Annotated in this window: 17 protein-coding genes; 12 read left to right on the top strand and 5 right to left on the bottom strand. The window is 71.8% G+C overall.

The features are described 5' to 3' along the window. The first annotated feature begins 15 nt into the window (after positions 1-15). A complete protein-coding gene (locus ABTZ58_RS30305) occupies positions 16-729 on the top strand; it encodes a glycoside hydrolase family 12 protein (protein ID WP_351363469.1) in 714 nt (237 codons plus the stop codon). A gap of 54 nt (positions 730-783) precedes the next feature. Here the strand turns inward: ABTZ58_RS30305 and ABTZ58_RS30300 are convergent, their stop codons facing one another. Both ABTZ58_RS30300 and ABTZ58_RS30295 read right to left on the bottom strand, forming a co-directional pair. Next, positions 784-2,826 (bottom strand): glycoside hydrolase family 31 protein, encoded by a 2,043-nt coding sequence (locus ABTZ58_RS30300; RefSeq protein ID WP_351363466.1) that lies wholly within the window; start codon positions 2,824-2,826, stop codon positions 784-786. Positions 2,827-2,925: 99 nt separating this feature from the next. Further along, entirely contained in the window at positions 2,926-3,939 is a 1,014-nt protein-coding gene (locus tag ABTZ58_RS30295; protein WP_351363463.1) for a LacI family DNA-binding transcriptional regulator, read from the bottom strand. 336 nt (positions 3,940-4,275) lie between these two features. Here ABTZ58_RS30295 and ABTZ58_RS30290 point away from each other — a divergent pair, with 336 nt between their 5' ends. From ABTZ58_RS30290 to ABTZ58_RS30260, 7 genes are all read left to right on the top strand, one after another. After that, positions 4,276-6,216 carry an acyl-CoA dehydrogenase family protein gene (locus ABTZ58_RS30290; RefSeq protein ID WP_351363460.1) on the top strand — a complete coding sequence of 647 codons (1,941 nt, stop codon included), beginning with the start codon at positions 4,276-4,278 and terminating at the stop codon, positions 6,214-6,216. Between the two features lie 94 nt (positions 6,217-6,310). Next, positions 6,311-7,567, top strand: a complete 1,257-nt coding sequence (gene dxr, locus ABTZ58_RS30285) for a 1-deoxy-D-xylulose-5-phosphate reductoisomerase (protein WP_351363457.1) — start codon at positions 6,311-6,313, stop codon at positions 7,565-7,567. Further along, positions 7,564-8,868 (top strand): M50 family metallopeptidase, encoded by a 1,305-nt coding sequence (locus ABTZ58_RS30280; protein WP_502996151.1) that lies wholly within the window; start codon positions 7,564-7,566, stop codon positions 8,866-8,868. Before dxr ends, ABTZ58_RS30280 begins: the two co-directional genes overlap by 4 nt. A gap of 168 nt (positions 8,869-9,036) precedes the next feature. Further along, positions 9,037-10,194, top strand: a complete 1,158-nt coding sequence (ispG, locus tag ABTZ58_RS30275) for a flavodoxin-dependent (E)-4-hydroxy-3-methylbut-2-enyl-diphosphate synthase (RefSeq protein WP_190053510.1) — start codon at positions 9,037-9,039, stop codon at positions 10,192-10,194. A gap of 237 nt (positions 10,195-10,431) precedes the next feature. Continuing rightward, a complete protein-coding gene (locus ABTZ58_RS30270; RefSeq protein ID WP_351363453.1) occupies positions 10,432-11,280 on the top strand; it encodes a GNAT family N-acetyltransferase in 849 nt (282 codons plus the stop codon). A 43-nt stretch (positions 11,281-11,323) separates the two neighbouring features. Next, positions 11,324-11,854, top strand: coding sequence for a GNAT family N-acetyltransferase (locus tag ABTZ58_RS30265; protein ID WP_309094356.1), 531 nt, complete (start codon positions 11,324-11,326; stop codon positions 11,852-11,854). A 106-nt stretch (positions 11,855-11,960) separates the two neighbouring features. After that, a complete protein-coding gene (locus ABTZ58_RS30260; RefSeq protein ID WP_351363449.1) occupies positions 11,961-13,661 on the top strand; it encodes a proline--tRNA ligase in 1,701 nt (566 codons plus the stop codon). Between the two features lie 45 nt (positions 13,662-13,706). Here the strand turns inward: ABTZ58_RS30260 and ABTZ58_RS30255 are convergent, their stop codons facing one another. The 3 genes from ABTZ58_RS30255 to ABTZ58_RS30245 are packed head-to-tail and all read right to left on the bottom strand — an operon-like array spanning position 13,707 to position 15,700. Next, positions 13,707-14,645, bottom strand: coding sequence for an aminoglycoside phosphotransferase family protein (locus ABTZ58_RS30255; RefSeq protein ID WP_351363446.1), 939 nt, complete (start codon positions 14,643-14,645; stop codon positions 13,707-13,709). A gap of 48 nt (positions 14,646-14,693) precedes the next feature. Next, entirely contained in the window at positions 14,694-15,158 is a 465-nt protein-coding gene (locus tag ABTZ58_RS30250; RefSeq protein ID WP_351363443.1) for a ferritin-like domain-containing protein, read from the bottom strand. Next, positions 15,155-15,700 (bottom strand): hypothetical protein, encoded by a 546-nt coding sequence (locus tag ABTZ58_RS30245; protein WP_351363440.1) that lies wholly within the window; start codon positions 15,698-15,700, stop codon positions 15,155-15,157. Before ABTZ58_RS30245 ends, ABTZ58_RS30250 begins: the two co-directional genes overlap by 4 nt. A 227-nt stretch (positions 15,701-15,927) precedes the next feature. On the opposite strand from ABTZ58_RS30245, the gene rimP reads away from it, so the two are divergent. The 4 genes from rimP to infB all read left to right on the top strand — a co-directional run bounded on the left by rimP (position 15,928) and on the right by infB (position 21,118). Further along, positions 15,928-16,428, top strand: a complete 501-nt coding sequence (gene rimP / locus ABTZ58_RS30240) for a ribosome maturation factor RimP (protein WP_309094361.1) — start codon at positions 15,928-15,930, stop codon at positions 16,426-16,428. A 2-nt stretch (positions 16,429-16,430) separates the two neighbouring features. Beyond that, complete coding sequence (nusA, locus tag ABTZ58_RS30235; protein ID WP_351363436.1) at positions 16,431-17,417, top strand: transcription termination factor NusA; 987 nt, start codon at positions 16,431-16,433, stop codon at positions 17,415-17,417. A 158-nt stretch (positions 17,418-17,575) separates the two neighbouring features. Beyond that, the gene (locus ABTZ58_RS30230; RefSeq protein WP_309094363.1) at positions 17,576-17,872 is read left to right on the top strand and encodes a YlxR family protein; all 297 of its coding nucleotides are present in this window, start codon (positions 17,576-17,578) and stop codon (positions 17,870-17,872) included. Positions 17,873-18,019: 147 nt separating this feature from the next. Further along, the gene (infB, locus tag ABTZ58_RS30225) at positions 18,020-21,118 is read left to right on the top strand and encodes a translation initiation factor IF-2 (protein ID WP_309094364.1); all 3,099 of its coding nucleotides are present in this window, start codon (positions 18,020-18,022) and stop codon (positions 21,116-21,118) included. The last annotated feature ends 72 nt before the right edge of the window (positions 21,119-21,190 follow it).

The following is a 21,190-nucleotide window of genomic DNA, read 5'->3' as shown; positions in this document are numbered from 1 at the left end:
CATGGAAGGGACACCATGGCAACACGCACCCTGAGCAGGCTCACCAAGGCCCTGCTGGCCCCGGCCCTCGCGCTCGGCGCCACCGTGGGCCTCGCCTCCGCCCCCGCCTCCGCCGCCGTCTGGAACTCCTGCGACCAGTGGGGCAACACGAGCCTGAACGGCTACACGCTCTACAACAACATCTGGGGATCCGGCGCCGGCAGCCAGTGCGTCTGGGCCAACTCCGGCACCAACTGGGGCGTCTGGGCCGACCACCCCAACACCGGCGGCATCAAGTCCTACCCCAACTCCAAGAAGGTGATCAACAAGACGATCACCTCCCTGTCCTCGCTCAGCAGCACCTACAACGTCACGGTCCCGTCGTCCGGCGCCTACAACACGTCGTACGACATCTGGGACACCGACTACGACTACGAGATCATGCTCTGGGTCAATGACAACGGCGCGGTCGGACCGCTCGGCACCTCCCAGGGCAGCGTCACCCTCGGCGGCCACACCTGGAACGTCTACAAGGGGAACAACGGGGCCAACGAGGTCTTCTCGTTCCTGCGCACGTCCGACTCCAGCTCCGGCAGCGTCAACATCCTGCCGATCCTGAAGTGGATCAAGGACACCAAGAAGTGGATGGGCAACGAGACCATCGGTGACGTGCAGTTCGGCTACGAGATCACCTCGTCGGCCGGCGGCCTGAACTTCACCACCAACAACCTGACCGTCAGCGGCGGCTGACCCCGGCCAGGGGTGGCCGGACGACTCGATCGGCCCGGCCACCCCCCGGCACGGCTACTCCGCCACGGGCAGCCGCGCCCCGTCCCGCAGGAACAGCGGGATCCGGTCCAGCGGGGCGTCGACCGTCACGGCCCGGCCGCCCTCGTACGTCTCACCCGTCCAGGCGTCCGTCCAGACGGCCCCGGCCGGCAGATACGCCGTCCGGGCGGTGGCACCGGCCGTCAGGACCGGGGCGACCAGCAGGTCCGGGCCGAAGAGGTAGCAGTCGTCGACCGACCAGGTGGCCTGGTCCTCCGGGAACTCCAGGAACAGCGGCCGCATCACCGGCAGCCCCTCCTCGTGGGCCGCGCGCATCACCTCCAGCACGTACGGCTTGAGCCGCTCGCGCAGCCGCAGGTACTTCTCCAGGACGGCCCCGGCCTCCTCGCCGTAGGACCACACCTCGTTGGGACCCCCGGTCATCTCCGGGCCCAGCGGCATGCCCGGGTCGCGGAAGCCGTGCAGCCGCATCAGCGGGGACAGCGCGCCGAACTGGAACCAGCGCACCATCACCTCCCGGTACGCCGGGTCGTCCGGGTCGCCGCCGTGGAAGCCGCCGATGTCGGTGTTCCACCACGGGATGCCCGACAGGGCCGTGTTGAGGCCGGCCGCGATCTGCCGGCGCAGGGTCGGGAAGTCGGTGCCGATGTCCCCGGACCACAGGGCGGCGCCGTAGCGCTGACTGCCCGCCCAGGCCGAGCGGTTGAGGGTGACGACCTCGGTCTCGCCGGCCGCCGTCAGGCCCTCGTGGAAGGTGCGGGCGTTCTCGGCCGGGTACATGTTGCCGACCTCCAGGCCCGGTCCCGCCCAGTAGCGCAGGTTCTCCTGGAACCCCGGCTTCAGCTCCGGCTCGCAGGCGTCCAGCCAGAACGCCGTGATGCCGTACGGGTCGAGGTAGTTCTCCTTCACCCTCGACCACACGAACTCCCGTGCCTCGGGGTTGGTCGCGTCGTAGAAGGCCACCTGGACGGTCGAGGCGACCTCCTTGTCCGGCCAGTCGGCGTGCGCCATCGGGCCGTACTGGGTGCCGATGAAGTACCCGCGCTGCTCCATGACCGGGTGGTTCTCGGAGAGGGGCGAGACCGAGGGCCAGACGCTGACCACCAGCGTGATGCCCAGCTCCGCCAGCTCCCGCACCATCGCCGCCGGGTCCGGCCACTCCTCGGGGTCGAACTTCCACTCGCCGAGGTGCGTCCAGTGGAAGAAGTCGCAGACGATCGCCGAGACGGGCAGGCCCCGCCGCCTGTACTCGCGGGCCACCGCCATGAGTTCGTCCTGCGTGCGGTAGCGCAGCTTGCACTGCCAGAAGCCGGCCGCCCACTCCGGCAGCATCGGCGTCCGGCCGGTCACCGCGCTGTAGCGGCGCTGCCCGTCGGCCGGTGCCCCCGCGGTGATCCAGTAGTCGATCTGGCGGGCCGAGTCCGCAACCCACCGGGTGCCGTTGTGGGCGAGTTCGACACGGCCGATCGCCGGGTTGTTCCACAGCAGCGTGTAACCGCGGCTGGAGGTGAGCACCGGGATGCCGACCTCGGCGTTGCGCTGGACCAGGTCCAGCACCAGGCCCTTCTGGTCCAGGCGCCCGTGCTGGTGCTGTCCGAGCCCGTAGAGCCTCTCGCCGTCGTACGCGGCGAAGCGCTGCTCCAGACGGTGGTGGCCGTTGCCGACGGCCGTGTAGAGCCGGGGGCCGGGCCACCAGAAGTGGGCGCGCTCCTCGGCGAGGATCTCGCCGCCGTCCTCGGTGCGCAGGAAGCGGACCAGGCCCTCGGCGTCCACCTCGACGGTGAGCGCGCCCACGGTCAGCCGGCCGCCGGCGTCCTTGATCTTCACCGTGGACGGTGCCGCGGGGGCCTCGTCGAGCAGGGCGCCCGGGAGCCCGTCGAGGATCGGGCCCCCGAGCCGGGCCCGGACCCGGACCGCGTCCGGACCCCACGGCTCGATCCGCACGGTCTCCTGGCGGCCGCTCCACTCCAGCGCGCCGTCCCGCTCACGGAACGTGCCGACGGTGGGGGAGGACTGCGCCAGGCTCACCTGGGGCCGGGTTTCAGCAGGCAGATTCACGCGTGCTCCTGTGCTCCTGGAGGAGTGCGGACAGGGGGTGCCCCGAAAGGAGGCGAGGTGCGCAGACGGCCGGGCGGGAGACGCCCGGGCCGGGGGTGCCTACGGGTGGCTCGGCGCCGGTCCCGTGCTCGCCCGGACCGTCAGCTCGGGCGCGAGCAGCACGACCTCGTCGCTGCCGCGTCCCTCCAGCTTGGCGACCAGGAGTTCCACGGCGTGCCGGCCCATCTCCTGCGCGGGGAGGGCGACCGACGTGAGCCGCACCGAGGCCTGCGTCGCCACCTGGTCGGGGCAGATCGCGACCACCGACACGTCCTCCGGCACGGCCCGGCCCTGCTGCCGCAGCAGGGCGAGCAGCGGCTCGACCGCCGACTCGTTCTGCACGATGAGCCCCGAGGTGCCCGGGCGTTCGTCGAGGATCCGGGCGAGGGTGACCGCCACGGCGTCGTACCCGCCCTCGCAGGGCCGGTGCAGCAGCCGCACGTCCAGCTCCCGCGCGCGGGACCGCAGGCCGTCGAGGGTGCGCTCGGCGAAGCCAGTGTGCCGCTCGTAGACAGCGGGTGCCTCGCCGATGACAGCGATGTCGTGGTGCCCCTGCTTCGCCAGGTGCTCCACGCACAGCGCGCCCGTCGCCCGGAAGTCCAGATCGACACAGGTCAGTCCGGCGGTGTCGGCGGGCAGCCCGATGAGCACTGACGGCTGGTCCGTCGCGCGCAGCAACGGCAGCCGCTCGTCGTCGAGTTCGACGTCCATCAGGATCATCCCGTCGGCGAGGCCGCTGCCCGCGACGCGGCGCACCGCGTCGGGCCCCTCCTCGCCGGTGAGCAGCAGCACGTCGTAGCCGTGCGTGCGCGCGGTGGTGGCCACCGCGATGGCGATCTCCATCATCACGGGCACGTACATGTCCGTGCGCAGGGGGACCATCAGCGCGATGATGTTCGACCTGCTGCTCGCCAGGGCGCGGGCCCCGGCGTTCGGGTGGTACCCGAGTTCGCGGATGCTCCGCTCGACCCGCTGCCGGGTGGTCGAGGAGATCGACCGCTTGCCGCTGAGGACATAGCTCACCGTGCTCGCCGAGACTCCGGCGTGCTGGGCGACCTCGGCGAGGGTGACCATCCGGCTCTCCAACTTTTGTGAAGCGCTTCGACAGCGCGCCGTGCTGATATGAACGGGTGAGGGTGGGTCGACAGTAGCTTCAGCGGACGGCGGGTGTCCATACGCTGTCGAAGCGCTTCGATACCGAATTCCCGGGAGGGGGCCGGCCTCGGGGACACACCCCGATGCAACACCCTCACCGGGCGCCCTTCAAGTGTCCCGCGCGCCCCCCGCCCTTCGGCCGAACGGACGCGCGAGGGCTGGTGGGAGCGTCCGGTTTCGGGTACCAACGATCCAGTAGCACTGGTCGGTAACGAAACGGTCCTCCATCTACCTAGATGCGGCGAGGTGCCCCTCATGTCCGCTTCAACCACCCCCTCTTCCCGTCCCGCCGTCACCGAGCGGGAGGCCCGTGAGGTGGCGGAGGCCGCCCGGGAACAGCACTGGCGCAAGCCCAGCTTCGCCAAGGAGCTGTTCCTCGGCCGCTTCCGGCTCGACCTCATCCACCCCCACCCCGTCCCCGAGGACGAGGCGGCCCAGCGCGGCGAGGAGTTCCTCGCCAAGCTCCGCGACTTCGTCGAGACGAAGGTCGATCCGGCCCTCATCGAGCGTGAGGCCCGCATCCCCGACGAGGTGATCGACGGACTGAAGGAGCTCGGCGCCTTCGGCATGAAGATCGGCACCAAGTACGGCGGTCTCGGCCTCACCCAGGTGTACTACAACAAGGCTCTCGCCCTGGCCGGCTCCGCCAGCCCGGCGATCGGCGTGCTGCTCTCCGCCCACCAGTCGATCGGCGTGCCCCAGCCGCTGAAGCTGTTCGGCACCGAGGAACAGCGCGAGCGCTTCCTGCCGCGCTGCGCCCGCACCGACATCAGCGCCTTCCTGCTCACCGAGCCCGACGTCGGCTCCGACCCGGCCCGCCTGGCCACCACGGCCGTGCCGGAGGGCGACGACTACGTCCTGGACGGCGTGAAGCTGTGGACCACCAACGGCGTGGTCGCCGACCTGCTCGTCGTCATGGCCCGGGTGCCGAAGTCGGAGGGCCACCGCGGCGGCATCACCGCCTTCGTGGTGGAGACGAACTCACCGGGCGTCACCGTCGAGAACCGCAACGCCTTCATGGGCCTGCGCGGCATCGAGAACGGCGTCACCCGCTTCCACCGGGTCCGCGTCCCCGCCGCCAACCGCGTCGGCGAGGAGGGCCAGGGCCTGAAGATCGCCCTGACCACCCTCAACACCGGGCGGCTGTCCCTGCCCGCCTCCTGTGTCGCGGCCGGCAAGTGGTGCCTGAAGATCGCCCGTGAGTGGTCCGCGGCCCGCGAGCAGTGGGGCAAGCCCGTCGCGCACCACGAGGCGGTCGGCTCGAAGATCTCCTTCATCGCGGCCACCACCTTCGCCCTGGAGGCCGTGACCGACCTCGCCTCGCAGATGGCCGACGAAGACCGCAACGACATCCGCATCGAGGGCGCCCTGGCCAAGCTGTACGCCTCCGAGATGGCCTGGACGATGGCCGACGAACTCGTCCAGATCCGCGGCGGCCGGGGCTTCGAGACGGCCGAGTCGCTCAGGGCCCGCGGCGAGCGCGGCGTCCCGGCCGAGCAGCTGCTGCGCGACCTGCGCATCAACCGCATCTTCGAGGGCTCGACCGAGATCATGCACCTGCTGATCGCGCGCGAGGCCGTCGACGCCCACCTCTCCGTCGCCGGCGACCTCATCGACCCGGAGAAGTCCCTCGGCGACAAGGCGAAGGCCGGCGCGAACGCGGGCGTCTTCTACGCCAAGTGGCTCCCCAAACTGGTCGCAGGCCCGGGCCAACTGCCCACCTCTTACACCGAGTTCAAGCGCGAGGTGGACCTCTCCGGGCACCTGCGCTACGTCGAGCGCACCTCCCGCAAGCTGGCCCGCTCCACGTTCTACGCGATGTCCCGCTGGCAGGGCCGCATGGAGTCCAAGCAGGGCTTCCTCGGCCGGATCGTCGACATCGGCGCCGAGTTGTTCGCGATGAGCGCGGCCTGCGTCCGAGCCGAGCACCTGCGCGCCCGGGGCGAGAACGGCCGCGAGGCCTACCAGCTCGCCGACGTCTTCTGCCGCCAGGCCCGCATCCGCGTCGAGGAACTCTTCGCCCGGCTGTGGACCAACACCGACGACCTCGACCGCAAGGTCGTCAAGGGCGTCCTGTCCGGCACCTACGCGTGGCTGGAGCAGGGCATCGTCGACCCGTCCGGCGACGGCCCCTGGATCGCCGACGCGACCCCGGGTCCGTCGCAGACGGCGAACGTCCACCGCCCGATCCGGTGACCCGGGCCCCTGGGGGCGCGAACCACTGCGGCGCGCGCCCTCAGGATGGGGACGCGCTGTCCTCACACACGAGCCTTACGGCAACAATGGAGGGATGAGCGACAGTCCAGCCCCCCTCGCCGACCCGCACCTCGTCTACGACCCCGTGGCGGGCGACGGCCCGAAGGACGTGGTGATCCTCGGGTCCACCGGGTCCGTCGGCACCCAGGCCATCGACCTCGTGCTGCGCAACCCCGACCGGTTCCGGGTCACCGGCCTCTCCGCCAACGGCGGCCGGGTCGCCCTCCTGGCCGAGCAGGCGCACCGGCTCCGCGTGCGCACGGTCGCCGTGGCCCGGGAGGACGTCGTACCGGCCCTGCGCGAGGCGCTCACCGCGCGGTACGGCACCGGGGAGCCGCTCCCCGAGGTCCTCACCGGCCCGGACGCGGCCACCCAGCTCGCGGCCTCCGACTGCCACACCGTCCTGAACGGCATCACCGGCTCCATCGGACTCGCCCCGACCCTCGCCGCCCTGGAGGCGGGCCGCACCCTCGCGCTCGCCAACAAGGAGTCGCTCATCGTCGGCGGCCCGCTGGTCAAGGGCCTCGCCAAGCCCGGGCAGATCATCCCGGTCGACTCCGAGCACGCCGCCCTCTTCCAGGCCCTGGCCTCCGGCACCCGAGCCGACGTGCGCAAACTCGTCGTCACCGCCTCGGGCGGCCCCTTCCGCGGCCGTACGAAGGCCGAGCTGGCGGACGTCACCGTCGAGGACGCCCTCGCCCACCCCACCTGGGCCATGGGCCCGGTCATCACGATCAACTCCGCGACCCTCGTCAACAAGGGCCTGGAGGTCATCGAGGCCCACCTCCTCTACGACATTCCCTTCGACCGCATTGAGGTCGTCGTGCATCCCCAGTCGTATGTCCACTCGATGGTTGAGTTCACGGATGGATCGACACTGGCCCAGGCGACCCCGCCCGACATGCGCGGGCCCATCGCCATCGGCCTGGGCTGGCCCGAGCGCATCCCCGACGCCGCCCCCGCCTTCGACTGGAGCAAGGCCTCGACCTGGGAGTTCTTCCCGCTGGACAACGAGGCCTTCCCCTCGGTGAACCTCGCCCGGCACGTCGGCGAACTCGCGGGCACCGCCCCGGCGGTGTTCAATGCGGCCAACGAGGAGTGCGTGGAGGCGTTCCGCCGGGGCGCACTGCCGTTCAACGGGATCATGGACACCGTCACCCGGGTCGTCGAGGAGCACGGCACCCCGCGGGCGGGAACCTCGCTCACCGTGTCGGACGTCCTCGAAGCGGAGACCTGGGCGCGCACCCGGGCCCGGGAACTGGCGGCACAGACGGCGGAGGCCCGTGCATGACGACCCTGATGTTCATCCTCGGCATAGTCCTCTTCGCGGTCGGCCTGCTGTTCTCGATCGCGTGGCACGAGCTGGGGCACCTGTCCACCGCCAAGCTCTTCGGCATCCGCGTGCCGCAGTACATGGTCGGCTTCGGCCCGACGATCTTCTCGCGCAAGAGGGGCGAGACCGAGTACGGCATCAAGGCCATTCCGTTCGGCGGGTACATCCGCATGATCGGGATGTTCCCGCCCGGCCCGGACGGCCGCCTGGAGTCCCGCTCCACCTCCCCGTGGCGCGGCATGATCGAGGACGCCCGCTCCGCCGCCTACGAGGAGCTCCGGCCGGGCGACGAGAACCGCATGTTCTACACGCGCGCCCCCTGGAAGCGCGTGATCGTGATGTTCGCCGGCCCCTTCATGAATTTGATCCTCGCGGTGGTGCTCTTCCTCACCGTCCTCATGGGCTTCGGCATCACCCAGCAGACCACCTCGGTCAGCTCGGTCTCCCAGTGCGTCATCGCGCAGAGCGAGAACCGCGACAAGTGCGTGGAGGGCGACCCGGCCTCCCCGGCCGCGGCGGCCGGCCTCAAGGCGGGCGACAAGATCGTCTCCTTCGACGGCACCCGCACCGACGACTGGAACGAGCTGTCCGACCTGATCCGCGCCAACCCCGGCAAGGAGGTGCCGATCGTCGTCGAGCGGGACGGCCGGGCCGTCACCCTGCACGCGAAGATCGCCACGAACCAGGTCGCCAAGAAGGACGCCGGCGGTCAGATCGTCGAGGGGCAGTACGTCCAGGCCGGCTTCCTCGGCTTCAGCGCCGCCACCGGCGTGGTCAAACAGGACTTCGGCGACTCCGTGACGTGGATGGGCGACCGGATCGGCGAGGCCGTCGACTCCCTCGCCGCCCTCCCGGGCAAGATCCCGGCCCTGTGGAACGCGGCCTTCGACGGCGCCGAGCGCGAGGCCGACTCACCCATGGGCGTGGTCGGCGCGGCCCGCGTCGGCGGTGAGATCTTCACCCTCGACATCCCGCCCACCCAGCAGCTGGCCATGGCCCTGATGCTGGTCGCCGGCTTCAACCTCTCCCTGTTCCTGTTCAACATGCTGCCGCTGCTGCCGCTCGACGGCGGCCACATCGCGGGCGCCCTGTGGGAGTCGCTGCGCCGCAACCTCGCCCGGCTGCTGCGCCGCCCCGACCCGGGCCCCTTCGACGTGGCGAAGCTCATGCCGGTCGCCTACGTGGTCGCGGGCATCTTCATCTGCTTCACGATCCTCGTCCTGATCGCGGACGTGGTGAACCCGGTGAGAATCTCCTAGTCATACGGAGTTCACGGCGGTCCGGCAGGGTTTCGGCCGGGCCGCCTCCCATCGGGTGGCACCGCGGGTGGGATGTGCCCGCGCCCGTGCCGGTGCCGTAATCTCGAAGCTCGGAGCCCGCTGCTCACGGGACCGGACCTTGATCCACGACTTGGGGTTGCACAGCAGATGACTGCGATTTCTCTCGGCATGCCGTCCGTTCCGACCAAGCTCGCCGAGCGCCGGAAGAGCCGCCAGATCCAGGTCGGGTCCGTGGCGGTCGGCGGAGACGCCCCCGTCTCGGTCCAGTCGATGACCACCACGCGCACGTCCGACATCGGCGCGACCCTCCAGCAGATCGCCGAACTGACCGCCTCCGGCTGCCAGATCGTCCGGGTCGCCTGCCCCACCCAGGACGACGCCGACGCCCTGGCCACCATCGCCCGCAAGTCGCAGATCCCGGTCATCGCCGACATCCACTTCCAGCCGAAGTACGTCTTCGCCGCGATCGAGGCCGGCTGCGCGGCGGTCCGCGTCAACCCCGGCAACATCAAGCAGTTCGACGACAAGGTCAAGGAGATCGCCAAGGCGGCCCGCGACCACGGCACCCCGATCCGCATCGGCGTCAACGCCGGCTCCCTCGACCGGCGCCTGCTGCAGAAGTACGGCAAGGCGACCCCCGAGGCCCTGGTCGAGTCGGCCCTGTGGGAGGCGTCCCTCTTCGAGGAGCACGACTTCCGCGACATCAAGATCTCCGTCAAGCACAACGACCCGGTCATCATGATCGAGGCGTACAAGCAGCTCGCCGAGCAGTGCGACTACCCGCTGCACCTCGGCGTCACGGAGGCCGGCCCCGCCTTCCAGGGCACCATCAAGTCGGCGGTCGCCTTCGGCGCCCTGCTCTCCCAGGGCATCGGCGACACGATCCGGGTGTCGCTGAGCGCGCCCCCCGCCGAGGAGGTCAAGGTCGGCATCCAGATCCTGGAGTCGCTGAACCTGCGCCAGCGCGGCCTGGAGATCGTCTCCTGCCCCTCCTGCGGCCGTGCCCAGGTCGACGTCTACAAGCTGGCCGAAGAGGTCACCGCCGGCCTCACCGGCATGGATGTCCCGCTCCGCGTCGCCGTCATGGGCTGCGTCGTCAACGGCCCCGGTGAGGCCCGCGAGGCCGACCTCGGCGTCGCCTCCGGCAACGGCAAGGGCCAGATCTTCGTCAAGGGCGAGGTCATCAAGACCGTCCCCGAGTCCAAGATCGTGGAGACCCTCATCGAGGAGGCCATGAAGCTGGCCGAGCAGATGGAGAAGGACGGCGTGGCCTCCGGCGAACCGTCGGTGGCGGTCGCGGGCTGAGCCTCTTCATGCCGTCGGCGGGGCTGAGCCTCTTCATGCCGTCGGCGGGGCTGAGCCTCTTCATGCCGTCGGCGGGGCGGGGCCGTGATCGGTACGCGGCTGTGCCGCGTGGGCGCGACAAGCCGCCACGCACCCGATCCGCCGGCAGACCGTCACTCCCGAGCTCCACGGCGCCCCGCCCCAGCACCGCAGCTATAGTGCGGAGACCAGCCGACCCCAGTGTGTGAGGCCCCGCACGTGTTGACGCAGACCACCTCACGGGTCCTCGAACCGAGCGACCTGGACGCCGCGCTCGCCGTCCTCGACCGCGAGCCGGTCACGAACGCCTTCGTGACGTCCCGGGTGCAGATCGCCGGTCTCGACCCGTGGCGGCTCGGCGGGGAGATGTGGGGCTGGTACGAGGACGGCATCCTCACCTCCCTGTGCTACGCGGGTGCCAACCTCGTCCCGATCTGCGCCGGTCCGCGTGCCGTCCGCGCCTTCGCCGACCGCGCCCGCCGCTCCGGCCGCCGCTGCTCCTCCATCGTCGGCCCGTCCGGGCCCACCGGCGACCTGTGGCGCCTCCTGGAGCCCCACTGGGGTCCGGCCCGCGAGGTCCGCCGCCACCAGCCGCTCATGGTCACCGACCGGCTGCCGGACGACGTCACCCCCGACCCGTACGTGCGCCGCGTCCGCAAGGACGAGATGGAAACGATCCTGCCGGCGTGCGTGGCGATGTTCACCGAGGAGGTCGGGGTCTCGCCGCTGGCCGGCGACGGCGGCCTGCTCTACCAGGCCCGGGTCGCCGAACTCGTCGGCTCCGGACGCTCCTTCGCCCGCTTCGACGCGGACGGCAAGGTCGCCTTCAAGGCCGAGATCGGCGCCGCGACGGACCGCGCGTGCCAGATCCAGGGCGTGTGGGTGGCCCCCGAGTACCGGGGGACCGGCCTGGCGGCCCCGGGCATGGCGGCCGTGCTGCGCTACGCCCTGGCGGACGTGGCCCCGGTCGCCAGCCTCTACGTGAACGACTTCAACACGGCGGCCAGGAGGACCTACCAGCGCGTGGGCTTCCAGGAGGTCGGCGCCTTCATGAGCGTTCTGTTCTGAAGCGCCCGGACGACGACCGGAACCCCCCTGTAGGCTCCCCGCCATGGACCTGGTGATCGGCCCCCTCGACCTCTCCGCCCACGTAGACGAGGCCCTGGCAGTCCAAGCCGTCGCCTTCGGCCTCGGCCCGGACGAAGTCGCCGTCCGCCGCCAGATCGTCCTGCGCCACATGACCTATCCCGGCGCCCGCGCCCTCGGCGCTACCACCGGCGGACGCCTCGTCGGCTTCGTCTACGGCATGCCCAACGACCGCACCCACTGGTGGTCCACCGTCGTGGAGCCCTACCTGCGCGCCCAGCACCACGACCACTGGCTCGACGACTCCTTCGTGATCACCGAGCTGCACGTGCACCCCGGCCACCAGAACCGCGGCATCGGCCGCTCCCTGATCACCACGATCACCGACGGAGCCGACGAACCCCGCTCGATCCTCTCCGCGATCGACACCGACAGCCCCGCCCGCGCCCTGTACCGCTCCCTGGGCTACCGGGACCTGGCCCGCCAGGTGCTCTTCCCGAGCGCCCCCAAGCCCTACGCCGTGATGGGCGCCCCCCTCCCGCTGCTGCGCCGTTAACCGATTTCCGCCGCCCAGCACCGCCCGGATAACCTCCTGCCAACACCTTCCCCCACTCTCGGCCCCGCTCGAGCGGGGGACCCCCAGCAGCAGGAGCAGAGAAACCATGGCGAACGCACCGGTCCAGCGCATGTCCCAGTTGTTGGCGAAGACGTTGCGCGACGACCCGGCCGACGCCGAGGTCCTCAGCCACAAGCTCCTCGTCCGCGCCGGCTACGTACGCCGCACCGCCGCCGGCATCTGGAGCTGGCTGCCCCTCGGCAAGAAGGTCCTCTCCAACGTGGAGCGCATCGTGCGCGAGGAGATGGACGCCATCGGCGCCCAGGAGGTATCGCTCCCCGCCCTGCTGCCGCGCGAGCCCTACGAGGCGACCGGCCGCTGGAACGAGTACGGCGCCGAGCTGTTCCGCCTCCAGGACCGCAAGGGCGGCGACTACCTCCTCGGTCCCACCCACGAGGAGATCTTCACCCTGCTGGTGAAGGACCAGGCGTCCTCCTACAAGGACCTGCCCGTGATCCTCTACCAGATCCAGAACAAGTTCCGTGACGAGGCCCGGCCGCGCGCCGGCATCCTGCGCGGCCGCGAGTTCCTGATGAAGGACTCCTACTCCTTCGACACCGAGGACGAGGGCCTCGCCCGGTCCTACGCCCTGCACCGCGAGGCCTACCAGCGCGTCTTCGCCCGCCTCGGCCTGGACTACCGCATCTGCGCCGCGACCGCGGGCGCCATGGGCGGCTCCAAGTCCGAGGAGTTCCTGGCTCCGGCCGAGGCCGGCGAGGACACCTTCGCCGACTGCCCCAACTGCGACTTCGCCGCCAACACCGAGGCGATCACGTACGAGCTGAAGCCCGTCGACGCAGCGGACGTCCCGGCCGCCGAGGACATCCCCACGCCGGACACCCCGACCATCGAGACCCTCGCCGCCTCCCTCGGCGTCCCGGCCTCGGCCACGCTGAAGAACCTCCTCGTGAAGGTCGACGGCGAGATCGTCGCCGTCGGCGTCCCCGGCGACCGCGAGGTCGACATGGACAAGGTCGAGGCGCACTTCGCCCCGGCCACCGTCGAGCTGGTCACCGAGACGGACTTCGCGGCCCGCCCCGACCTGGTCCGCGGCTACGTCGGACCCCAGGGCCTGGACAAGGTCACCTACATCGCCGACCCGCGCGTCGCCCCGGGCACGTCCTGGATCACCGGCGCCAACCAGGCCGGCACGCACACCAAGAACGTCGTCGCGGGCCGCGACTTCGAGGTCGACGCCTACGTGGACGTCGTCGTCGTGCAGGACGGCGACCCCTGCCCCAAGTGCGGCACGGGCCTCGTCCTGGACCGCGCCATCGAGATCGGCCACATCTTCCAGCTGGGCCGCAAGTACGCCGACGCCCTCAAGCTCGACGTCCTCGGCCAGAACGGCAAGCCGGTCCGCGTCACCATGGGCTCCTACGGCATCGGCGTCTCCCGCGCGGTCGCCGCCCTCGCCGAGCAGAGCGCCGACGACAAGGGCCTGTGCTGGCCCAAGGAGGTCGCCCCGGCCGACGTGCACGTGGTCGCCGCCGGCAAGGCCCTGCAGACCGAACTCGCGCTCGACATCTCCCAGAAGCTGGCCGCGGCCGGTGTCCGCGTCCTGGTCGACGACCGCGCGGGCGTCTCCCCGGGCGTGAAGTTCACCGACTCCGAGCTGATCGGGGTCCCGCAGATCCTGGTCGCGGGCCGCCGCGCCGCCGAGGGCGTGGTCGAGCTGAAGGACCGCCGCACCGGCGAGCGCGAGGAACTGACGGTCGAGGAGGCCATCGCCCGCCTCACGGCGTAAAGCCCGCGGCGGTGGCCGGGTGAGCGCTCCGGGAGACCGGGGCGCTCACAGCCAGCCCGCGAACTCCAGCAGCAGCTCCGCGTCCCGGGGCCGCCCCACCCGCGCCGCCCGCACACCCGACTCCACGGCCCGGAACAGCGTCCAGCCGCGCAGCCGCTCCTGGTCCACGTCCAGCGACTCGGCCAGCCGCTTCACCCGGCGCCGGGTCGTCGCCGCGCCGGACGGCTGAGCGATCAGATCCTCCACCCGGTCGCGGACCAGCCGGGCCAGGTCGAACGCGCACTCGCCGACCACCGGGTCGGGCCCCACGGCAAGCCACGGCATCCGCTCCCCGGCGAGCACCTTGCTCTGCCGGAACGTGCCGTGCAGCAACCGGCGTTCGGGCGGGGCGGCCAGCAGTTCCTCGCGCGCCGCGAGCGCCAGGTCCACCAGCGGGGCCACCTCGGGATCCGCCTGCGCCCGCGCCCGCATCGCCTCGGCCTGACGCCCCGTCCGCTCGGCCACCGTCTCGAAGGGGAAACCGGCGGGCGGCTCCACCCACAGCCGCCGCAGCGTCCCCGCCGCCTCCAGCAGCGCCTTCGCCTCCGGCAGGGACCGCACCGACACATCCGGATGCAGCCGCTCCAGCAGCAGCACCCCCTCGGCCGACGAGGACACCTCGCCGTCCGCGGCCGGCCGGGAGCCCAGCGGCGGTTCGAGCAGCTGCACGGCACCCCGCCCGGCCCAGTGCGCCAGCGCGGCCCGCTCCGCCTCCGGCCGGGACCGCCCCGGTACCAGCTTGAGCACGGCCGGCGACCCGTCGGCCCTGCGCACCAGCACGACCAGGCTGCTGCGCCCCCCGGGCACCTGCACCCGCTCCACGGTCAACTCGCGCCGCGCGACGGCCCGCTGTGCCGCCTCGGGCAGCTTCTCCAGCCAGTCGTCACCGTCCGGGGCCGTCTCACCGAGCGCCCTGACCAGGCGCTGCGGCGGTTCGAGAACCATGCGCGAGTCGTTCCCTTCGTGCTCTTGGCGGTGCGTGCCCCGCGCGGGTCACGCCGTCGGCGCCGCCGAGGGCGGGGCCGTGCCCGCCCGCTCGGCGAGCCCAGGGAAGGCTACGCTCTCCCCGCGCCAGCGCACCGCCCGCACCGCCGCCTCCCGCAGCGCCTCGGCGGCCAGGTCCCGCCGCTCGCCGCCCGCGGCCCGCACCAGGTCGGAGTAGACCCCGGCCACCCGGTCCTCCAGCTCGGCGGCGAGCCGCGCGGCAGCCGCCGCGTCCGGCACCGCGAAGGGCAGCGCGTACCCGGCGGCCGCCGCCACCGGCCGGCCGCCCAGGTCCTTCACCTCACGCACCAGCGCGTCCCGGCGGGCCCGGTGCGCGTCGTGCGCCGTCCGCGCCTCGGCGCGCTGCCCGTCGCCGATCCTGCCGCCGACGACCCCGTATCCGTAGACCGCCGCGTGCTCGGCCGCCAGGGCCGCCTGGAGGGCCCGCAGCTCCCGGTCCTTCGCCTCGTTCACTCCTCGCCCTTCGTCAGCAGGTACACGTGCGCCGCCCCGGCCGCCGCCACCGACGCCAGCAGCCGCGCCAGCTCGCCCGGCACCCCGAGCAACTCCTCGGACCGCCGGTCGGCGAGCTCACGCTCCGCGGCGGCGAGCCCGGCCAGGGCCTCCTTGTCGTCGCCCGGCACGGCGGCCGACGGCGAGGCCGCAGCGGACGGGGAGGACGAACCGGACGCCGGGACCGGCGCCGAGGGCGATGCTTTTCGGCCACCCCCGAACGCCTGGACGTGCCGTACCACGTCCTCCCGCAGCGGTCCCAGACGCCCCGCCAGCGCAGGCCGGGCGGCGATCACCGCGTCGTACCGCTCCAGGAGCCCCTCGCTGTCCCGGGCCGCACGCGCGCGTGCCCGGCGCTCGGCGGCGGAGGGGCCGTCGCCCGAGTCCGCGGACCCCTCCGTACCGGCGGTGCAGCCCGCCAGGGCGAGGGCCGCGGGGCCGACCGCGAGCAGACTCCTTCTGCGCGGCCCCGAGCGGGCGCGCGGCGATGAGGGGAACGGCACGTCAGACGTCCTCGGGGCTCGTGGTGGAAAAACCTGCGAGAGGGTGCGGGAGGGAAGCGACCGCAAGGGCTGCACGCCCGTGATCACGGTACCCGGGCCCTCGCCCGGGACCACTCAGCGGCACCGTTCGTGACCCGGTGGACGGCAACACTCCCTGCGACCGGATACCCTTTGACCAGACACGCGACCCATCCCACAACAGCACACGCGGCCGAGGAGTCACCCGGATGAGCACCACCCAGAGCGAGAGGCTGCGGGAACTGCTGGAACCGCTCGTCGCCTCCCAGGGCCTGGATCTCGAAGAGATCGAAGTGGACTCCGTCGGCCGCAAGCGTGTGCTGCGCGTCACCGTCGACTCGGACACCGGTGCGGACCTGGACCAGATCGCCGATGTGAGCCGCGCGCTCTCGGCGAAGCTCGACGAGACGGACGCGATGGGCGAGGGGGAGTACACCCTCGAGGTCGGCACCCCGGGCGCGGAGCGCCTCCTCACGGAACACCGGCACTACGTCCGGGCGACGGACCGGCTGGTGAAGTTCCAGCTGGCCGAGGGCGGCGAGCTGGTCGCCAGGATCCTGAAGGTCGACGACGACGGCGTCGACACCGAGGTGCCCGGGGTCAAGGGCCGCAAGGCCACCGCGCGCAGACTCGCCTTCGACGACATCGTCCGGGCACGCGTCCAGGTCGAGTTCAGCCGCAAGGACAACAAGAAGGAAGAGGAGGCGTAGCCATGGACATCGACATGAGTGCCCTGCGGGGCTTGGTGCGGGAGAAGGAGATCTCCTTCGACCTGCTGGTCGAGGCGATCGAGTCGGCCCTCCTCATCGCCTACCACCGCACCGAGGGAAGCCGCCGCCACGCGCGCGTGGAGCTGAACCGGGAGACCGGCCATGTGACCGTGTGGGCGAAGGAGGACCCCGACGACCTCGAGGAGGGCCAGGAGCCCCGCGAGTTCGACGACACCCCGTCCGGTTTCGGCCGTATCGCCGCCAGCACGGCCAAGCAGGTCATCCTGCAGCGCCTGCGCGACGCCGAGGACGACGCGACGCTCGGCGAGTACGCCGGCCGCGAGGGCGACATCGTCACCGGTGTGGTCCAGCAGGGCCGCGACCCGAAGAACGTGCTGGTGGACATCGGCAAGCTGGAGGCCATCCTGCCCGTGCAGGAGCAGGTGCCGGGCGAGACCTACCCGCACGGCATGCGGCTGCGGTCGTACGTCGTCCGGGTGGCCAAGGGCGTCCGCGGCCCGTCCGTGACGCTGTCGCGCACGCACCCCAATCTGGTGAAGAAGCTGTTCGCCCTGGAGGTGCCGGAGATCGCCGACGGATCCGTGGAGATCGCCGCGATCGCCCGTGAGGCCGGTCACCGCACCAAGATCGCCGTACGGTCCACCCGGTCCGGTCTGAACGCCAAGGGCGCCTGCATCGGCCCCATGGGCGGCCGGGTGCGCAACGTGATGGGCGAACTGAACGGTGAGAAGATCGACATCGTCGACTGGTCGGACGACCCGGCCGAGATGGTGGGGAACGCGCTCTCCCCGGCCCGGGTCTCCAAGGTGGAGATCGTCGACATGTCGACCCGGTCTGCCCGGGTGACCGTGCCCGACTACCAGCTGTCCCTGGCCATCGGCAAGGAGGGCCAGAACGCCCGCCTCGCGGCCCGGCTGACCGGCTGGCGGATCGACATCCGCCCGGACACGGAACCGGCCGCGGAGTAGGCGCGGGCAGATCGGCCGAAGATCGACGCTGGATCCAGGCCACATCCGGGGAATGGATCCAAGCCGTGAGTCGTTCAGATCACGACAGGTTCACGCGCTGCATTCGTTCGAATGCTGCCCCGCAGGGGTGAGGCGCGTAAGGGGAGGTAGACTTAACTGTGTCTGGCCGGACACGCGACCGAGTATGCCCCGAGCGCACCTGCGTGGGGTGCCGGGAGCGAGCGGCCAAGACTGAACTGCTGCGGATCGTGGCGATCGAGGACGCGTGCGTCCCTGATCCACGCGGTACGCTGCCCGGCCGGGGTGCGTACGTACACCCCGCCCAGGTCTGTCTGGACCAGGCGGTACGCCGCCGGGCGTTTCCGAGGGCACTGCGCGTCCCCGGAGCGCTCGACACAAAGGCGTTGCGCCGATACGTCGAGCAGACAACAGTTGCCGATCGGGCAACACCGTAAGAACGTGCCGCACGGAACCCCGTGTGGTCTAGGTACCTCGCGAGTCGAAAGCAGGTCGAGATTGCGATGAGCACTCGATGAGTACGCGATGAGTACGCCCATGAACTAGCGACGGTCCGGACGCAACCCGGACCTCAAAGGAGCGAAGTGGCTAAGGTCCGGGTCTACGAACTCGCCAAGGAGTTCGGTGTCGAGAGCAAGGTCGTCATGGCCAAGCTCCAGGAACTCGGTGAATTCGTCCGTTCGGCGTCTTCGACCATCGAAGCGCCTGTTGTACGCAAGCTGACGGACGCCCTCCAGCAGGGCAACGGAGGCGGCAAGTCCGCCCCCGCACGCAAGGCTGCCCCGGCGAAGCCGGCAGCCCCCTCCCCGGCGCAGGCCGCCCGTCCGGCCGCCCCGCGCCCGCCGGCCCCCAAGCCGGCCGCCGCCGAGAAGCCCGCGGCTCCCGCCGCGCCGGCCACTCCCGGCCCCCGTCCCACCCCGGGCCCGAAGCCCGCGCCGCGGCCCGCCCCGGCGTCCCCGGCTCCGACCACGCCCGAGTTCACGGCCCCGCCGTCGGCTCCCGCCGAGCCCTCCCAGGGTTCCGGCCCGCGCCCGGGCGCCTCGCGTCCGGCCGGCCAGGCGCCGCGTCCGGGTGCTCCCCGTCCGGGTGGCCCCGGCCAGGGCGGCCAGGGCCGTGGTGACCGCGGCGACCGTCCCGGCGCCCCGCGTCCGGGTGGCGGCGCCCCGCGTCCCGGCGCCCGTCCGGCGGGTCCCCGTCCGGGCAACAACCCGTTCACCTCTGGTGGCTCCACCGGCATGGCGCGCCCGCAGGCGCCCCGTCCGGGCGGCGCCCCGCGTCCGGGCGGCCCCGGTGCCCCCGGCGGTGCCCCGCGCCCGCAGGGCCAGGGCCAGGGCGGTCCCCGTCCCCAGGGTGCGGCGGGCGGTCCCCGTCCGCAGGCTCCGGGCGGCGCGCGTCCCACGCCGGGCGGTATGCCCCGTCCGCAGGGCGGCGGTCCGCGTCCCGGCGGCGGTCCCGGCGGCCCGCGTCCGAACCCCGGCATGATGCCGCAGCGTCCGGCTGCCGGCCCGCGTCCCGGTGGCGGTGGCCCCGGCGGCCGCGGTCCCGGTGGCGGCGGTCGTCCGGGTGGCGGCGGCGGTCGTCCCGGTGGCGGCGGCTTCGCCGGTCGTCCGGGTGGCGGCGGTGGCGGTTTCGCCGGTCGTCCCGGCGGTCCCGGTGGCGGCGGTGGCGGTTTCGCCGGTCGTCCCGGTGGTCCCGGTGGCGGCGGTGGCCGTCCCGGATTCGGTGGTCGTCCCGGTGGTCCGGGTGGCCGCGGTGGCACGCAGGGCGCCTTCGGCCGTCCCGGCGGTCCCGCGCGTCGTGGCCGCAAGTCGAAGCGGCAGAGGCGCCAGGAGTACGAGGCCATGCAGGCCCCGTCGGTCGGCGGCGTGATGCTGCCTCGCGGCAACGGCGAGACCGTTCGCCTGTCGCGCGGTGCGTCCCTCACCGACTTCGCGGAGAAGATCAACGCCAACCCGGCGTCGCTCGTCGCGGTCATGATGAACCTCGGCGAGATGGTCACGGCCACGCAGTCCGTCTCCGACGAGACGCTCCAGCTCCTCGCCGACGAGATGAACTACACGGTTCAGATCGTCAGCCCGGAGGAGGAGGACCGCGAGCTGCTCGAGTCCTTCGACATCGAGTTCGGCGAGGACGAGGGCGACGAGGAGGACCTGGTGGTCCGCCCGCCGGTCGTCACCGTCATGGGTCACGTCGACCACGGTAAGACCCGGCTCCTCGACGCCATCCGCAAGACGAACGTCATCGCGGGCGAGGCCGGCGGCATCACCCAGCACATCGGTGCCTACCAGGTCGCGACCGAGGTCAACGACGAAGAGCGCAAGATCACCTTCATCGACACCCCGGGTCACGAGGCGTTCACCGCCATGCGTGCCCGCGGTGCCCGGTCGACCGACATCGCGATCCTGGTCGTCGCGGCCAACGACGGCGTCATGCCGCAGACGGTCGAGGCGCTCAACCACGCCAAGGCGGCCGAGGTCCCGATCGTCGTCGCGGTCAACAAGATCGACGTCGAGGGCGCCGACCCGACCAAGGTGCGCGGTCAGCTCACCGAGTACGGGCTGGTGGCCGAGGAGTACGGCGGCGACACGATGTTCGTCGACATCTCCGCCAAGCAGGGTCTGCACATCGACTCCCTGCTGGAGGCCGTGATCCTCACGGCCGACGCCTCGCTCGACCTGCGGGCCAACCCGCACCAGGACGCGCAGGGCATCGCGATCGAGTCCCGTCTCGACCGCGGCCGCGGTGCCGTGTCGACGGTCCTCGTCCAGCGCGGCACGCTGCGGGTCGGCGACACCATGGTGGTCGGCGACGCGTACGGCCGAGTCCGGGCGATGCACGACGACAACGGCAACCTCGTCACCGAGGCGGGCCCGTCGACGCCGGTCCAGGTCCTGGGCCTGACCAACGTCCCCGGCGCGGGCGACAACTTCCTCGTGGTCGACGAGGACCGTACGGCCCGCCAGATCGCGGAGAAGCGAGCCGCCCGCGAGCGGAACGCCGCGTTCGCCAAGCGCACGCGCCGCGTGTCGCTGGAGGACCTGGACAAGGTGCTGAAGGCCGGCGAGATCCAGCAGCTGAACCTGATCATCAAGGGCGACGCGTCCGGATCGGTCGAGGCTCTGGAGTCCTCCCTGCTCCAGCTGGACGTCGGCGAAGAGGTCGACATCCGCGTCCTGCACCGCGGCGTCGGTGCGGTCACGGAGTCCGACATCGACCTGGCCATGGGCTCCGACGCCATCGTCATCGGCTTCAACGTGCGCGCCGCCGGGCGTGCGCAGCAGATGGCCGAGCGCGAAGGCGTGGACGTCCGGTACTACTCGGTCATCTACCAGGCGATCGAGGAGATCGAGGCGGCCCTCAAGGGCATGCTCAAGCCGGAGTACGAAGAGGTCGAGCTCGGCACGGCGGAGATCCGCGAGGTCTTCAAGTCGTCCAAGCTGGGCAACATCGCGGGTGTTCTCATCCGCTCCGGCGAGGTCAAGCGGAACACCAAGGCCCGCCTCATCCGCGACGGCAAGGTGGTCGCGGAGAACCTCAACATCGAGGGCCTGCGTCGCTTCAAGGACGACGTCACCGAGATCCGCGAAGGGTTCGAGGGCGGTATCAACCTCGGCAACTTCAACGACATCAAGGTCGACGACGTCATCGCGACGTACGAGATGCGCGAGAAGCCGCGGGTGTGACACCCACGGTTCCCCGGGTGGTGCACTGACGGGGCTGCCGGACCGGGGCCCAACCAACTACCGCGGGACGAC

Source organism: Streptomyces sp. NPDC094143, assembly GCF_040303825.1.
Classification (GTDB): Bacteria; Actinomycetota; Actinomycetes; order Streptomycetales; family Streptomycetaceae; genus Streptomyces.
This window is presented reverse-complemented; position numbering and strand designations above follow the sequence as displayed.

What these genes read in the sequence shown, in the direction of transcription:
- ABTZ58_RS30305 (WP_351363469.1), top strand. Translation starts at nt 16, where the DNA reads ATGGCAACACGCACCCTGAGCAGGCTCACCAAGGCCCTGCTGGCCCCG.
- ABTZ58_RS30295 (WP_351363463.1), bottom strand. Translation starts at nt 3,939, where the DNA reads ATGGTCACCCTCGCCGAGGTCGCCCAGCACGCCGGAGTCTCGGCGAGC.
- ABTZ58_RS30290 (WP_351363460.1), top strand. Translation starts at nt 4,276, where the DNA reads ATGTCCGCTTCAACCACCCCCTCTTCCCGTCCCGCCGTCACCGAGCGG.
- dxr (WP_351363457.1), top strand. Translation starts at nt 6,311, where the DNA reads ATGAGCGACAGTCCAGCCCCCCTCGCCGACCCGCACCTCGTCTACGAC.
- ABTZ58_RS30280 (WP_502996151.1), top strand. Translation starts at nt 7,564, where the DNA reads ATGACGACCCTGATGTTCATCCTCGGCATAGTCCTCTTCGCGGTCGGC.
- ispG (WP_190053510.1), top strand. Translation starts at nt 9,037, where the DNA reads ATGACTGCGATTTCTCTCGGCATGCCGTCCGTTCCGACCAAGCTCGCC.
- ABTZ58_RS30265 (WP_309094356.1), top strand. Translation starts at nt 11,324, where the DNA reads ATGGACCTGGTGATCGGCCCCCTCGACCTCTCCGCCCACGTAGACGAG.
- ABTZ58_RS30260 (WP_351363449.1), top strand. Translation starts at nt 11,961, where the DNA reads ATGGCGAACGCACCGGTCCAGCGCATGTCCCAGTTGTTGGCGAAGACG.
- ABTZ58_RS30255 (WP_351363446.1), bottom strand. Translation starts at nt 14,645, where the DNA reads ATGGTTCTCGAACCGCCGCAGCGCCTGGTCAGGGCGCTCGGTGAGACG.
- rimP (WP_309094361.1), top strand. Translation starts at nt 15,928, where the DNA reads ATGAGCACCACCCAGAGCGAGAGGCTGCGGGAACTGCTGGAACCGCTC.
- nusA (WP_351363436.1), top strand. Translation starts at nt 16,431, where the DNA reads ATGGACATCGACATGAGTGCCCTGCGGGGCTTGGTGCGGGAGAAGGAG.